We start from the raw sequence: 13,634 nt of genomic DNA, 5'->3' as shown, positions 1-13,634 counted from the left end.
CGGTTCCTCTCCGCAGGCGATCGTACCGGCGGGCGGGTGCGGAGAGGTCAGGGACGGAGCGGCAGGAGCCCGTCGAGGTTGGCGCGCACGCCCGACGCGCGGACGGAGCCGGCCGTGACGGCGTCGGCCCAGGCGGTCTGGCCGGTGGCGAGCGCGATCCAGGTCGCGGCATCCGTCTCGATCACGTTCGGAGGGGTACCGCGCGTGTGGCGCGGCCCCTCGACCACCTGCACGGCGCCGAACGGAGGAACGCGCACTTCGACCGAGTTGCCGGGCGCCTTCTCGACGAGCAGCTGCAGCAGATAGCGGACGGCGGTGGCGAGGTCGGTGCGCGCCGCCCCGCCGGCGGCGACGGCGGCGAGCGCGTCGCGCCCGTCTCCGGTGGTGATGGTGCGGGCCATAGATGTCACCGTAACGCGCGGGCGGCGCTCGGTAGTCTGGCGGGGTGAAGATCCTGGTCCTCGGCTCGGGCGCGCGCGAGCACGCCATCATCCTCGCTCTGGTCGCCGAAGGCGCCGGGCACGAGATCTTCGCGGCCCCCGGCAACGCCGGCATCGCCGCCGACGCGACTCTCGTCGGGAACCTCGACCAGAACGACCCCGCCGCCGTCACCGCCTTCGCCAACGAGGAGCACATCGACCTCGTCGTGATCGGCCCCGAAGCGCCCCTCGTCGCGGGCGTCGCCGATGCACTGCGCGAGCGCGGCATCCCCGTCTTCGGACCTGGCAAGGCTGCCGCGCAGATGGAGGGGTCGAAGGCGTTCGCGAAGCGGATCATGGATGCCGCCGGTGTCCCGACCGGACGCGCGGCGCGCGCGCAGACCCGCGACGAGGTCGCCGCCGCGATCGACGAATACGGCGCCCCCTACGTCGTGAAGGCCGACGGACTCGCTGCCGGCAAGGGCGTCATCGTCACGTCCGACCGGGAGGCGGCCCTCGCCCATGCCGACACGTACCTGCCGAGCGGCCCCGTGCTCGTCGAGGAGTTCCTCGCCGGTCCCGAGGTTTCGCTCTTCTTCCTGAGCGACGGTGACACCGTCCGCGCGCTCAGTCCCGCGCAGGACTTCAAGCGCGCGCTCGACGGCGATGAGGGCCCCAACACGGGCGGCATGGGTGCGTACTCGCCCCTCCCCTGGCTGACCGACCGCTTCGGCAGCGAAGAGGCGTTCGTCGCGCAGGTCACCGCCGAGGTCGCCGAACCCGTCATCCGTCAGCTGGATGCCGAGGGCACCCCGTTCATCGGACTGCTCTACGCCGGGCTCATCCTGACCGACGCCGGCGTGAAGGTCATCGAGTTCAACGCGCGCTTCGGCGACCCCGAGACCCAGGTCGTCCTCCCCCGGCTGACGACCCCGCTGTCGCGGCTGCTGCTCGCCGCCGCGAGCGGCACGCTCGAGTCGGAGCCCGCTCCCGAGTTCTCAGCCGAGGCAGCCGTCACCGTCGTGCTGGCCAGCGAGGGATACCCCGAGCAGCCGATCACGGGTCGCCCCCTCACGGGAACGGATGCCGCGGCATCCGTCGACGGCGTCCACCTCGCCCACGCGGCGACGAAGAGCGCCGACGGCGGACTCGTCGCGACCGGCGGCCGCGTGCTGAACGTCGTGGCCCTCGGCACGGACCTCGCCGACGCGCGCGGCCGGGCGTACGCCGCCCTCGAGCAGATCTCGCTCGAGGGGGCGCACTATCGCCGCGACATCGCGCTCAGCGCCTCGAACTAGGCGAACCTCAGCGCTTAGCGAGGTGCGCCGGGCGGCGCAGGAACAGCACCAGCACGACGCCCACCGCGATGACGGCGGCCGGCAGCAGCATGGCCTGACCCATGGCGGTCGAGAATCCCTCGGCGACGGCGGGCGGCATCCCGCCACCGCCTCCGAAGTCGCCGCCGGCGGCGTCTCCGGCACCGGGCAGGTTCGCCTCGAGGCGCGCCTGCATGACGGCGGCGATCGCGGCGGAGCCGATGACCGAACCGATCGTGCGCGTCGTGTTGTAGATGCCCGAACCGGCGCCCGCCTGCTTCGGCGGGAGGTTGCGGGTCGCGGTCGTCGCCAGCGGACCCCACATGCCGGCGTTCGCGACGCCGATGACGGCCGAGGGGATGAGCAGCAGCAGGACGGGCGCCTCGGTGTTCATGAGGAGCACGTACCCGATGAGCCCGATCACCATGAGCGACAGGCCGGGAACGAGCAGCACGCGCGGGTCGACGCGATCGAGGATGCGACCCGCGAAGGGTGCGAGCACACCCGACAGCACCGCCATCGGGATGAGCAGCAGCGCCGACTCGGTCGGGGTGAGACCGCGCGCGAGCTGCGTGAAGAACGCCATCGGCAGCGCCATGCTCGTGACGGTGAAACCGACGGCGGCGATCGCGAGGTTCGAGATCGCGAAGTTCCGGTCGCGGAACAGTTCGAGCGGCACGAGGGGTTCGCTCTTGGTGCGCGCCTGCGTCCACACGAAGACCGCGAGCACGGCGACGCCGGCGACGATCATGACCCAGACCCATGCGGCCCACTCGTAGTGCTGACCCTCCTGCAGCCCGAAGACGATGAGGAACAGGGCGACCGCGCTCAGGACCACGCCGAGGACGTCGAAGCGGTGCGGATGCGTCTCGAGCTGCGGGACGAGCCGCACGGCGAGGACGAAGGCGATGATGCCGACCGGGATGTTGACGAAGAAGATCCATTCCCAGCCGAAGCCGTCGACGAGCAGCCCGCCCGCGAGCGGTCCGACGAGGGTGGCGACACCGGCGGTCGCACCCCAGAGGCCCATGGCCGCTCCGCGCCGCTCGGCGGGGAAGGTGCGGGTGATGACGGCCATCGTCTGCGGCGTCATGAGCGCGGCGCCGAGGCCCTGCGCGGCGCGCGCGAGGATCAGCATCTCGAGCGAACCCGACAGGCCGCAGGCGAGCGAGGCGAGCGTGAAGATCGCGAGCCCGATGAGGTAGATGTTCTTCGGCCCGAACCGATCTCCGAGCCGCCCGGTGACCAGCAGCGGCACGGCGTACGTCAGGAGGTAGGCGGATGTGACCCACACGACGTTGTCGAGGTTGCTCGTCGACGGGTCGAGGGCCGCCTTGATGGCGGGGTTCGCGACCGAGACGATCGTGGTGTCGACGAGGATCATGAAGAACCCGAGGACGAGCGCCCAGAGGGCGGGCCACGGATTCGATGGGGCGGGGGGTGCGCCCGGCGTGCGGACGGTGGTCGTGCTCTCGCTCATGTGCGTGCGGATTCTCTCTGTGCCAGATAGCGGTCGGTGACGGGGATGTCGACGACACCCCAGACGGTGTCGGGACGACGGATGAACTCGACCGCTTCGTCGAGCCAGGCGATGTCGGCGGCGAGCAGGGCGGCCTGCCGGTGGACTTCGATGAGGAACTGGGGATGGGACCCGTGCGCGATCGCGGTCTCGCGGGCACTCCGGTGCGCATTCAGGGATGCCGCGAGTCCCTCCCGCCGCGCGTCGAGCAGCGCGATCACCTCGTCCCGGCCGAGGTTGTGCGCCTCGGTGAGCGCGATCCGGAACCGCTCGGGGTCGTCGATCGAGACCAGCTCGCGACGGATCCAGACGAGGAGCGCGGTGTCACCGGCATCCGTCAACGTGTACGTCGTGCGTTCGGGCCGGTTGCCGGCGCGGTCGCTGCCGACCTCGGCGATATGACCCTGCCGCTCGAGGCGGGCGACCGTGTGGTAGATCGTGCCGTGGGTCAGGGCGATCATGCGATCGGCTCGGCGCTCGCGCAGCAGGCGCACCATCTCGTAGGTGTGCATGTCGTCCTCGTGCAGCAGCGCGAGGAGCATGATCGCGGTGGGGGTGAGCCGCGAGACGGCATCCGTCATGGGCCTCCCTCCGAGCGATTAGTCCATGTGGACTATACGCCTGTTCGAGATGAAGCCGCAGTCGTCAGTCGGCCGCGCGGAGGATCGCCCACGCCCGATCCACGCCGTCGGTGATCGCCGTGATCTGGATGCCGACCATGCGGTCGACGGTGATTCCCGTCAGACGCCCCGGGGCACCGCACCCCTGCGTGACCGTGATGGGCCCCTTGATCGTCACGGGCGGCTCGTCCTCGCCGGCCGCGGGACTCAACGAGAGGGTGATGGTCGCGTCACGCGGGATGCAGTCGAATTCCAGGGTGTACTCCTGGTCGCGCACCGCGCTGGCCGACACGTTCAGGGAGGTCACGGGCTCGACGCCGACCGCGTCACCGGTGAAGACGAGTCGGCTCGCCTCGAGCGGATCCTCGACAGGGATGTCGTACGGCGGGTCCGCCGGCTCCTCGGACTCCGGCGATGCAGACGGGGACGGAGTCGAGGACGGCGACGGCGCGGACGACACCGGCATGGACGGACTCGGCGAGGGCGCCGCGTCTTCCACCCCCGTCGTGGAGATGCAGCCGCTCAGACCGAGCGACAGCGTGAGAGCGGTCAAGGCGAGGAGCGGGCGGCGCATGACGACAGGGTACGCACGGGCGCGCGCCGCCCGCGATAATGGCCGGGTGACGGATGCCGCGACTGCCCTGCCCGGATGGACCCACGTGTACTCGGGCAAGGTCCGGGACCTCTACCGCCCCGCCGACGGCACGGACGGACGGATGCTGGTGGTCGCCAGTGACCGCGTCAGCGCGTTCGACCAGGTGCTCGACCCCGGCATCCCGGGCAAAGGCGAGCTCCTCACGCGCTTGAGCCTGTGGTGGTTCGCGCAGCTCGCGGGTGCCGACGGCGGCCGGCCGATCCCGAATCACCTGATCGAGGGCGTCGAGCCGCCCGCCGAGGTCGCCGGCCGCGCCATGGTGGTCCGCGAACTCGACATGCAGCCGATCGAGTGCGTCGTCCGCGGGTACCTCACCGGGTCGGGGTGGGCCGAGTATCAGGCCGACGGCACCGTCTGCGGCATCCCGCTCCCGTCGGGCCTGCACAACGGGGATCGCCTGCCCGAGCCGATCTACACCCCCGCGTACAAGGCACCGCTGGGCGAGCACGACGAGAACATCTCGTTCGAGCGCAGCGTCGAGCTCGTCGGCGAGACCCGCGCGGCCGCGCTGCGCGACGCGTCGCTCGAGGTCTACCGCCGCGCCGCCGCCCTCGCCGAGGCGAAGGGACTGATCCTCGCCGACACGAAGTTCGAGTTCGGCTACGACACCGACGGCGTCCTCACCCTCGCCGACGAGGTCCTCACGAGCGACTCGTCGCGGTACTGGGATGCCGAGACCTGGCGCACCGGCTCGACGCCGGCCGAACGCATGGCGAGCTTCGACAAGCAGATCGTCCGCGACTGGCTCGCGGCGAACTGGAACAAAGAGGGAACGCCTCCTGCCGTGCCGGCCGACGTCGTCGAGCAGACCGCGGCCAAGTATCGCGAACTCCTGGAACGCCTCACGTCCTGACAGCGTCGCTCCCGCACGTACAGCCTGCTCCCAGGTAGCCTGACCCCAGGCATCCCCCACCATCTGAGGAGCACGCGCATGCCCATCTGGACCCTTCACGGCGACGGACGCCGCGTCGCCCCCGGAGCCGTCGTCACCCCGAGCGAGCGTCTCGGCTGGGGCAGCACGATCGCGATCGGCGCACAGCACGTCGTGGCCATGTTCGGCGCGACGTTCCTGGTGCCGCTGCTGACCGGGTTCCCCGTCAGCACGACGCTGCTGTTCTCGGGACTCGGCACGCTCCTGTTCCTGCTCCTCACGCGCAACAAACTGCCCAGCTACCTCGGCTCGTCGTTCGCGTTCATCGCGCCGATCACCGCCTTCGGCCCGGGCCAGGGCAAGCCGCTCGACAGCCCGGAGCAGATCGGCCAGGCGCTCGTCGGCGTGTTCGTCGCCGGCATCCTGCTCGCCGGCATCGGCTTCCTCGTGCAGGCGACGGGAACGCGGTGGCTCGAGAAGCTCATGCCCCCCGTCGTGTCGGGCGCGATCGTCGCCCTCATCGGTCTCAACCTCGCGCCGGCCGCGTGGAACAACTTCAAGACCGACGCCGTGCTCGCGACCATCACCCTGGTCGCGTGCATCCTGTTCGCGGTGCTGTTCCGCGGCATCCTCGGACGCGTCTCGATCTTCCTCGGCGTCGTCGTCGGCTACATCGCCGCGCTCATCATGGGCAAAGTCGACTTCTCGGGCGTCACCACGCTGATCGACCAGGGGCAGTGGATCGGCCTTCCGACCTTCCACCTGCCCTCCTTCGGCGATCCGGTCGCGTGGGGCCTCCTGCCGATGTTCCTGCCCGTCGTCCTCGTCCTCGTGGCCGAGAACGTCGGCCACGTGCGCGGCGTCGCGACCATGACCGGCGACCCCACGGTCAACAAGCGGACCGGCCGCGCCCTTCTCGCCGACGGCCTTGCGACGACCCTCGCCGGCGCGTTCGGCGGCTCGGGCACGACCACCTACGGCGAGAACATCGGCGTCATGGCCGCGACCCGCATCTACTCGACGGCGGCGTACTGGGTGGCCGGCATCATCGCCGTGCTGCTGTCGTTCTCGCCCGTCGTCGGTGCTGTGCTCTTCACGATCCCGAGCGGCGTGATCGGCGGCGTCACGACGGCGCTCTACGGCCTCATCGGCGTCATCGGCATCAAGATCTGGGTCGACAACCAGGTCGACTTCTCGCGCCCGGTCAACCAGTACACGGTCGCGGTCGCCTTCGTCATCGCGATCGCGAACTTCACGATGGACCTCGGTCAGCTGCAGTTCGGCGGTATCGTCCTCGGTACCGTGGCAGCGCTCGTGATCTATCACGCCGGCAATGCGATCGCCCGGGCCCGCAAGACCGGAGCGGATGACGGCGGTCCCATCGTCCCGATCGGACAGCTCGGCGGCGACCCGGACTGACGGGAACAACGTCGGGCGCGGCCGCGTTGCATATTCACATGAATACGTCCGCGCTCGACCGGCTCGCCCCCACCACCTCGATGGGCGCGGTCACCTTGCTCGTCGGCGACCTCGACGGGATGACGCGGTACTACCGTGACGTCGTCACGCTCGCGGTGCTCGACGCGGCGGGCGACACCGTCACGCTGGGCCGCGCCGGGCGCCCGATCGTCGTCCTCCGCCACGAGCCGGCGCTCCGCCACGCACCCGCCGGCGCCGCGGGCCTGTTCCACACCGCGATCCTCTTCGAGTCGCAGACGGCGCTGGCCGCCGCGCTGTTCTCGCTCGCGCAGCACGCTCCGCAGTCGTTCACCGGCAGCGCCGACCACCTCGTGAGCCAGGCGTTCTACGCCACCGACCCCGAGGGCAACGGCATCGAGCTCTACTGGGACCGCGAACGCACCGCCTGGTCGTGGACCCACGGCCAGGTCGAGATGGACACCCTCTACCTCGACCCCAACGCGTTCCTCCGTGAACATCTGACGGATGCCGCGGCCCAGGGCGCGAGCGCCGATGATGCGGCATCCGTCGGTCACGTCCACCTCTCGGTCGGTGACGTGCGGACCGCGCGAGAGTTCTACGTCGACGCGCTCGGTTTCGACGTGACGGCCGAGCTCGGCGGCTCAGCGCTCTTCGTGAGCGCGGGCGGCTACCACCACCACATGGCGATGAACGTCTGGAACTCCCGCGGCGCCGGGCCGAGGATGCCCGCCCTCGGCCTCGGCCGGGTCGACCTGGCCCTGCCCGATCAGGACAGCCTCGGTGAGCTCCGCGAGCGCTTGAGCCACCACGGCGTGCAGATCGCCGACGACGGACGCACGGTGTCGTTCACCGACCCGTGGCGCAACGTCCTCCACGCCGCCGTCCGGTAAACCGACGCACCAGCCCGCGCGCGCGGCGCAGGAACCCTCAGGCGGACTCGCGCACCACGAGCTGCGTCTCGAGCAGCGTCTCGCGCGGCGGGAGACCGCCCGCCAACAAGGTCAGCAGCACGTCCGCCATGACCTCGCCCTGCTGGAGCGACGGCTGCCGCACCGTCGTCAGGGTCGGTGAGACCGACGTGGCGACCGGCGAATCGTCGTACCCGACGATCGCGACGTCCTCGGGAACGCGGAGTCCCGCACGAGCGAGCTCGACGAGGATCCCCCGCGCCATGAGATCGCTCGCCGCGAAGAGGCCGTCGAACGCCGCACCGGAGTCGAGGATCCGCCGGACGGCCGCAGCCCCCGCCGCGGCGGTGAAGTCGCCGTCCTCGACCGCGACGGGCGCGAGGCCCGCGGCATCCAGCGCTTCGAGGAAGCCCGTCAGACGGTCGATGCCGCCGGGCATCGTCGTGGGGCCGGTGATCGTCGCGAGGCGGGTGCGGCCTTGGTCGAGCAGGTGCTGCGTCGCGAGCCGGCCACCCTCGACGTTGTCGACGTCGACGTAGTAGTCCCGCTCCCGCTCCCGCACAGGACGGCCGCCGTAGACGACGGGCACGGCCGCGGCGATCCGGTCGATGAAGGCGTCGCTCGTGTGGTGCGAGACGATGATCGCGCCGTCGACGGCGCCGCTGCGGAGGTACTCCGTCGCCTTGTCGTTCGGATCATCGCTCGCGATGATCAGGTTGAGGACGTAGTCCGACTTCGAGACGCGCTTGTTGATGCCGGTCACGATGGCCGCGAAGAACGGGTCCCCGAAGAACCGGGTCGTGTCCTCGGGGACGACGAGGGCGATCGCCATCGTCGCGCGGCTCGCCAGCGACCGCGCCGCGCGGTTGGGCACGTAGTTGAGCTCGTCGATCGCACGGCGGACGGCCTCGAGCGCGGCGGGGCTGACGGCCGTCGACCCGTTGACGACGCGCGAGACGGTGGACCGGGAGACCCCCGCTGCCGCGGCGACTTCTTCGATCGTCACCGGAGAGTGAAGGGTATCGGGCACGGCCACCTCGGAGAGTGCTGTCATTCGATCGCTCGGGCAGCGATGACCCGACGATACTCCAGAGCACTGTCCTTGAACGTCCGCTCCTGCGTGGCGTAGTCGACCCGGATCAGCCCGAACCTCTTGTCGTACCCCCACGCCCACTCGAAGTTGTCCATGAGCGACCAGTAGAAGTAGCCGCGCACGTCGACGCCGGCATCGGCGGCGTCGAGGATCGCCGCGAGGTGGCCGCGCAGGAACTCGACGCGGTCCGCGTCGTGCACCCGGACCTCGCCGCCCTCGACGACCCTCTCGTCGTCGTAGGCCGCGCCGTTCTCGGTCACGAACAGGGCGGTACCGGCATCCTTCGCGTACTCGTCCCAGACCCGCTCGAGCAGCACCGTGAGCCCTGCGGGCTGCACCTCCCAGTGCATCGCCGTGCGAGGCAGTCCGCGCTCGTACCAGTGGATGCCGTCGCCCGCCGGCCACGGCGAACCCACCACGCGGTCGGTCGGCGCATCGCCGGGCAGCGGCGGGTCGGCCGGGGCCGTGCCGCCGACGAACTCGCCGTGGTAGTAGTTGACGCCCAGCACGTCGAGCGGCTTCGAGATCGTCTCGAGGTCGCCGTGATGGACGGATGCCTCGAACCGCGCGACGGCCTCGGGGTCGACGGCGCGGATGTTCTCGACGATGTCGGCCGGGTAGCTCCCCCGGAAGATCGGGTCGAGGAACCAGCGGTTGAACTGGCCGTCGATGCGGCGTGCGGCGTCGACGTCCTCGGCCTTCGCCGGATCGGCCGCCTCGGCGACCGTGAGGTTCAGCGTGATGCCGAGGTTCAGCGCGGGGTCGCGGCGGCGCAGCTCCTCGACCACGAGACCGTGTCCGCGCAGCAGGTGGTGGGATGCCAGCATCCCGTCACCGATGCTGAACCGGCCGGGGGCGTGGATCCCGCCCGTGTAACTGAGGAACGACGAGCACCACGGCTCGTTCAGGGTCGTCCAATCGGTGACGCGATCCCCGAGGGCGTCGTGCACCGTCAGCGCGTACTCGGCGAACCGCTCGCTCGTCTCGCGCGCCGTCCACCCGCCCTGCTCCTCGAGAGCCTGCGGCAGATCCCAGTGGTAGAGAGTGAGCCAGGGACGGATGCCCGCGCCCATGAGCTCGTCGACGAGACGCTCGTAGAAGTCGATGCCCTTCGGGTTGACCGGGCCGCCGTCGGGACGCACGCGCGACCATGACGTCGAGAACCGATACGTGTCGAGGCCGAGCTCCTTCATGAGGGCGACGTCGCCCCGGTAGCGGTGGTAGTGATCGCAGGCGACGTCGCCGTTGTCGGCGCCGATGACCGCGCCCGGGACACGGCTGAACGCGTCCCAGATCGACGCGGTACGACCGTCTTCGAAGGCGGCTCCTTCGATCTGGTACGCGGCGGTCGCCGCTCCGAAGAGGAAGTCGGTCGGGAAGGGACGCGGGATTCGAGCGGGCACGGGGGCAGAGTACTCCTGCGAAAGCACGTTCACGGGATGACCCTCAGCCCTTGACCGCGCCGGCCATGATGCCGCTGACGAGCTGCTTGCCGGCGAAGACGAACAGCAGGATCAGCGGCACGGTGGCCAGCAGGACACCGGCGAGGACGATCGAGTAGTCGACGAAGTAGTTCGCCTGCAGGAGCGACAGCGCGACCGGGAGGGTCGGGCTCTGCCGGTCGAGCACGATGAACGGCCAGAAGAACTGGTTCCACGCACCGACGAAGGTGAAGAGGAAGAGCATGGCCGCAGCGGGCCGCGCCGCGGTGACACCGACCGTCCAGAAGGTGCGGATCTGACTCGCGCCGTCGACACGGGCCGCCTCGATGAGCTCATCGGGCACCGTCTGGCCGATGTACTGGGTCATCCAGAACACGCCGAAGGCGCTTGTGAGGGCCGGGATGATGATCGCGCCGATGGTGCCGGTCCAGCCGAGGTCGGCGAACAGGATGTACAACGGCACGACGCCCAGCTGCATCGGAACGGCCATGGTGGCCACGACGAAGGCGAGCAGGAACTTGCTGCCGCGGAAGCGCAGCTTCGCGAACGCCCAGCCTGCGAGCGTCGAGAAGACGACGACGGATGCCGCGATCAGCGTCGAGCTGAAGACCGAGTTCCACAGGGCCAGCCAGAAGTTGACGGCCGGGTCGTTCATGACCGAGAGGGCATTCGTCACGAAGTTCGCGCCGGGGATCCACGACATGTTCGGGTCGTTGATCGTGAACTGGTCGCCCGAGCCGATGAGGAACGACCAGTAGTAGGGGAAGATCGCCGACACGGCGACGACGCCGAGCCCGACGTAGACCCAGAAGCCGGCACGGACGCCGCGGATGCGGGTGGTGCGCTCCCCGCGCCGACGGCGGGCGGCGTTCGGGATGTTCTCTTCGACGATGGCCAGGGGCGGCTCGCTGACGGTGGTCATCGTGCGGTGTCCTTCCGTGCGCGGCGGGGCGTTCTCACGCCACGGCCGCCCTCGTCGCGGACGAGGCGGCGGGTGATGAGGAGGTTCGCGAGACCGATCACCACGATGATGATGAAGAGGATCCACGCAAGTGCGGCGGCGCGGCCGAAATTGAACTCGCCCCAGCCGATGTTGTAGAGGTACAGCGTGATCGTCAGCCACTGCTGGGCGGGTCCGCCCTCGCCGGTGTTGTCGAACATGCGCGGCTCGTCGAAGATCTGCAGACCGCCGATCGTCGAGGTGATGATCACGAAGATGAGGGTCGGGCGGAGCGAGGGCAGCGTGATGCTGACGAACTGGCGGAACGCGCCGGCGCCGTCGACCGTGGCCGCCTCGTAGTACTCGCGCGGCACCGCCTGCATGGCCGCCAGGAGGATGAGGGCGTTGTAGCCGGTCCAGCGGAAGTTGACCATGGTGGCGATCGCGACGTGGCTCCAGAACGGGTCCTTGTGCCAGGCGATCGGGTCGAGCCCGATGGTGCTCAGCGCGTTGTTCACGAGGCCGTGGACGTCGCCGAACATGTTGCTGAAGATCAGGGCGACGGCGACGGGGGCCATGACGAACGGGAGCAGCACGCTCATCCGCCAGAACGTCTTGGCGCGGATGTTGCGGTCGAGCATCGCGGCGATGAACACCGCGAGCAGCAGCTGGGGGACGGTCGAGAGCAGGAAGATGCTGAAGGTGTTGCGGAGGGCGACCCAGAACTTCGGGTCGTTCAAGATCCAGGCGTACTGATCGAACCCGACGAAGGTGCCGGAGTTGCGGATCAGGTCCCACTCCTGGAACGAGATCACGGCGGTGAACCCGATCGGGAACAGGCCCACGATCGCGAACAGGATGAAGAACGGCGAGATGTAGAGGTAGGGCGAGACCTTCACGTCCCACCGGCTCAGCCGCTGGCGGAACGAGAGCACACGGATCGGACGACCCCCGGCGGCCGGGCGGTCCTCCACGGGGGTCTGTGGTCGGATGTCGGTGGTGGTCACGTGGCGTCTCCGTCGTGGTCGAGCGGTGGGGGGATGCCGGCCGCCGCAAGCGCGGCCGGCATCCCGGTCAGGGACGGATCAGAAGGCCTCGACCTCGGCGACCCAGGTCTTCCACGCGGCATCCTCGGACTCCGACTTGTCGAAGACGCGGTTCACGGCGTTCTGCAGCGCGTCGTGGTACTTGAAGTAATTCGCGCTCTTGAACGGGAGGACCGTGACGGCCTCGGCGCGGTCGGCACCGATCTCGCCGGTCTTCGCACCGTTGTAGTAGTCGTTCACGTACCCCTGCAGGTCTGCGTTCTCGTACGCGTCGACCTGGCTCGGGAAGGCTCCGACGTTCACGAACGCCTCGACCTGCTGCTCCGGTGCGGACAGCCACGCGGCGAGCTTCTGCGCTTCCTCGACGTGCTTTCCGTTGGCCGGGATGGTCAGGTACGAACCGCCCCAGTTGCCGCCGCCGTTCGGGAACGTGTTGGCGATCTTCCAGTTCTTCTGGTCGGGTGCGTAGCCCGAGATGATGCCCTGCATCCAGCCGGGGCACAGCACGGTCGCGAAGTCGTCGCCCTGGAAGGACGCGATCCAGTCGTCGCCCCACTGAGCGGAGTACGCGGAGTTGGGGACGGCGCGCTCGATGACGCTCTTGTACGCGTCGGCGATCTCGGGGTTCGAGGTGGCGATGACGGAGCCGTCGGGCTTGTCGTAGGTGTACTCGATCTGGTTGACGATGCCCTGCAGGACCGAGTTCGCCGAGTCGATCATCGACTTGCCCGATGCTTCGCGGTACTTGTCGGCGACGTCGAAGTAGTTGTTCCAGTCGCCGTCGAACAGCGCCTCGACCTCGGCCGGCTCGGACGGGAGGCCGGCTGCCTCGAAGAGGTCGGAGCGGTAGCAGATCGCCTGCGGACCGATGTCGGTTCCGTAGCCGATGAGGTTGCCCTCGGGGTCCGTCGCCGCCTTCTCCTTCCAGTCGAGCCAACGACCCTTGAGGTCGTCGGGGACGGGAGCGAGCAGGTCGGAGTACTGCATGGCCTCGCTGAGCCAGTCGACCTCGACGGCCTCGATGTCGGCGAGCCCGCCCTTGCCGAGCTTCTGGAAGAAGTTCTTACGGGCGTCGCCGGACTCGGCCGCCTTGTTGTGGACGATCGTGACGCCCGGGTTGGCGTCCTCGTACTTCTGGAGGAACTCGTCGGTGTAGCCGAAGTTGTTGAAGGTCGCGATGGTCAGCGTGACCTTCTCGCCTTCGGCTCCGGTGCCGCCCTGGTCGCCGCCGCCGGCGCAGCCGGCGAGGACGAGAGCGGAAGTGGTGGCGACGCCGGCGATCAGACCGACGCGGCGCAGGGCGCGTGCGTTCACAGAACACTCCTTTGTGGTGTGGCGAGAGCGAGGTGCAGGGTCATCCCCATG

Annotated in this window: 13 protein-coding genes; 4 read left to right on the top strand and 9 right to left on the bottom strand. The window is 69.5% G+C overall.

Annotation, left to right across the window (positions count from 1 at the left end; translation table 11 throughout):
- Window positions 1-47 precede the first annotated feature (47 nt).
- Window positions 48-401: a sterol carrier family protein gene (locus H286_RS0107710; RefSeq protein ID WP_018187915.1), complete on the bottom strand. Its 354-nt coding sequence runs from the start codon at window positions 399-401 to the stop codon at window positions 48-50.
- Between the two features lie 44 nt (window positions 402-445).
- Here H286_RS0107710 and purD point away from each other — a divergent pair, with 44 nt between their 5' ends.
- Complete coding sequence (purD, locus tag H286_RS0107705; protein WP_020097674.1) at window positions 446-1,717, top strand: phosphoribosylamine--glycine ligase; 1,272 nt, start codon at window positions 446-448, stop codon at window positions 1,715-1,717.
- Between the two features lie 7 nt (window positions 1,718-1,724).
- Here the strand turns inward: purD and H286_RS0107700 are convergent, their stop codons facing one another.
- The 3 genes from H286_RS0107700 to H286_RS0107690 form a co-directional block, all read right to left on the bottom strand.
- Window positions 1,725-3,215 (bottom strand): MFS transporter, encoded by a 1,491-nt coding sequence (locus tag H286_RS0107700; RefSeq protein WP_020097673.1) that lies wholly within the window; start codon window positions 3,213-3,215, stop codon window positions 1,725-1,727.
- Window positions 3,212-3,835: a PadR family transcriptional regulator gene (locus tag H286_RS0107695; protein WP_020097672.1), complete on the bottom strand. Its 624-nt coding sequence runs from the start codon at window positions 3,833-3,835 to the stop codon at window positions 3,212-3,214. The genes H286_RS0107700 and H286_RS0107695 overlap by 4 nt, the downstream gene beginning before the upstream one ends.
- Window positions 3,836-3,899: 64 nt before the next feature.
- Entirely contained in the window at window positions 3,900-4,448 is a 549-nt protein-coding gene (locus H286_RS0107690) for a hypothetical protein (RefSeq protein ID WP_028497438.1), read from the bottom strand.
- Between H286_RS0107690 and H286_RS0107685 the strand changes: the two genes are divergently transcribed.
- The 3 genes from H286_RS0107685 to H286_RS0107675 all read left to right on the top strand — a co-directional run bounded on the left by H286_RS0107685 (window position 4,447) and on the right by H286_RS0107675 (window position 7,730).
- Window positions 4,447-5,382 (top strand): phosphoribosylaminoimidazolesuccinocarboxamide synthase, encoded by a 936-nt coding sequence (locus tag H286_RS0107685; RefSeq protein WP_231370914.1) that lies wholly within the window; start codon window positions 4,447-4,449, stop codon window positions 5,380-5,382. The two genes, H286_RS0107690 and H286_RS0107685, sit on opposite strands and share 2 nt — an antisense overlap.
- Before the next feature lie 78 nt (window positions 5,383-5,460).
- Window positions 5,461-6,819 (top strand): uracil-xanthine permease family protein, encoded by a 1,359-nt coding sequence (locus tag H286_RS0107680; RefSeq protein ID WP_020097670.1) that lies wholly within the window; start codon window positions 5,461-5,463, stop codon window positions 6,817-6,819.
- Between the two features lie 38 nt (window positions 6,820-6,857).
- Complete coding sequence (locus H286_RS0107675) at window positions 6,858-7,730, top strand: VOC family protein (RefSeq protein ID WP_020097669.1); 873 nt, start codon at window positions 6,858-6,860, stop codon at window positions 7,728-7,730.
- A 37-nt stretch (window positions 7,731-7,767) separates the two neighbouring features.
- Here the strand turns inward: H286_RS0107675 and H286_RS0107670 are convergent, their stop codons facing one another.
- The 5 genes from H286_RS0107670 to H286_RS0107650 form a co-directional block, all read right to left on the bottom strand.
- On the bottom strand, window positions 7,768-8,802 hold the full coding sequence (locus tag H286_RS0107670; RefSeq protein WP_018187907.1) for a LacI family DNA-binding transcriptional regulator: 1,035 nt from the start codon (window positions 8,800-8,802) through the stop codon (window positions 7,768-7,770).
- Window positions 8,799-10,244: a GH1 family beta-glucosidase gene (locus tag H286_RS0107665; RefSeq protein WP_020665433.1), complete on the bottom strand. Its 1,446-nt coding sequence runs from the start codon at window positions 10,242-10,244 to the stop codon at window positions 8,799-8,801. The genes H286_RS0107670 and H286_RS0107665 overlap by 4 nt, the downstream gene beginning before the upstream one ends.
- 43 nt (window positions 10,245-10,287) lie before the next feature.
- Window positions 10,288-11,205 carry a carbohydrate ABC transporter permease gene (locus tag H286_RS0107660; protein WP_018187905.1) on the bottom strand — a complete coding sequence of 306 codons (918 nt, stop codon included), beginning with the start codon at window positions 11,203-11,205 and terminating at the stop codon, window positions 10,288-10,290.
- Complete coding sequence (locus H286_RS0107655; RefSeq protein ID WP_018187904.1) at window positions 11,202-12,230, bottom strand: carbohydrate ABC transporter permease; 1,029 nt, start codon at window positions 12,228-12,230, stop codon at window positions 11,202-11,204. Before H286_RS0107655 ends, H286_RS0107660 begins: the two co-directional genes overlap by 4 nt.
- 78 nt (window positions 12,231-12,308) lie before the next feature.
- Window positions 12,309-13,583 carry an ABC transporter substrate-binding protein gene (locus H286_RS0107650; RefSeq protein WP_018187903.1) on the bottom strand — a complete coding sequence of 425 codons (1,275 nt, stop codon included), beginning with the start codon at window positions 13,581-13,583 and terminating at the stop codon, window positions 12,309-12,311.
- Window positions 13,584-13,634: the final 51 nt, after the last annotated feature.

Origin of the sequence: Microbacterium sp. 11MF (assembly GCF_000383475.1) — a bacterium.
In the GTDB taxonomy this organism is placed as follows: domain Bacteria; phylum Actinomycetota; class Actinomycetes; order Actinomycetales; family Microbacteriaceae; genus Microbacterium; species Microbacterium aquilitoris.
This window is presented reverse-complemented; position numbering and strand designations above follow the sequence as displayed.

Coding starts and splice junctions, on each gene's coding strand:
- H286_RS0107710 (WP_018187915.1), bottom strand. CDS start 401: ATGGCCCGCACCATCACCACCGGAGACGGGCGCGACGCGCTCGCCGCC.
- H286_RS0107700 (WP_020097673.1), bottom strand. CDS start 3,215: ATGAGCGAGAGCACGACCACCGTCCGCACGCCGGGCGCACCCCCCGCC.
- H286_RS0107695 (WP_020097672.1), bottom strand. CDS start 3,835: ATGACGGATGCCGTCTCGCGGCTCACCCCCACCGCGATCATGCTCCTC.
- H286_RS0107685 (WP_231370914.1), top strand. CDS start 4,447: ATGACGACAGGGTACGCACGGGCGCGCGCCGCCCGCGATAATGGCCGG.
- H286_RS0107690 (WP_028497438.1), bottom strand. CDS start 4,448: ATGCGCCGCCCGCTCCTCGCCTTGACCGCTCTCACGCTGTCGCTCGGT.
- H286_RS0107680 (WP_020097670.1), top strand. CDS start 5,461: ATGCCCATCTGGACCCTTCACGGCGACGGACGCCGCGTCGCCCCCGGA.
- H286_RS0107675 (WP_020097669.1), top strand. CDS start 6,858: ATGAATACGTCCGCGCTCGACCGGCTCGCCCCCACCACCTCGATGGGC.
- H286_RS0107670 (WP_018187907.1), bottom strand. CDS start 8,802: ATGACAGCACTCTCCGAGGTGGCCGTGCCCGATACCCTTCACTCTCCG.
- H286_RS0107660 (WP_018187905.1), bottom strand. CDS start 11,205: ATGACCACCGTCAGCGAGCCGCCCCTGGCCATCGTCGAAGAGAACATC.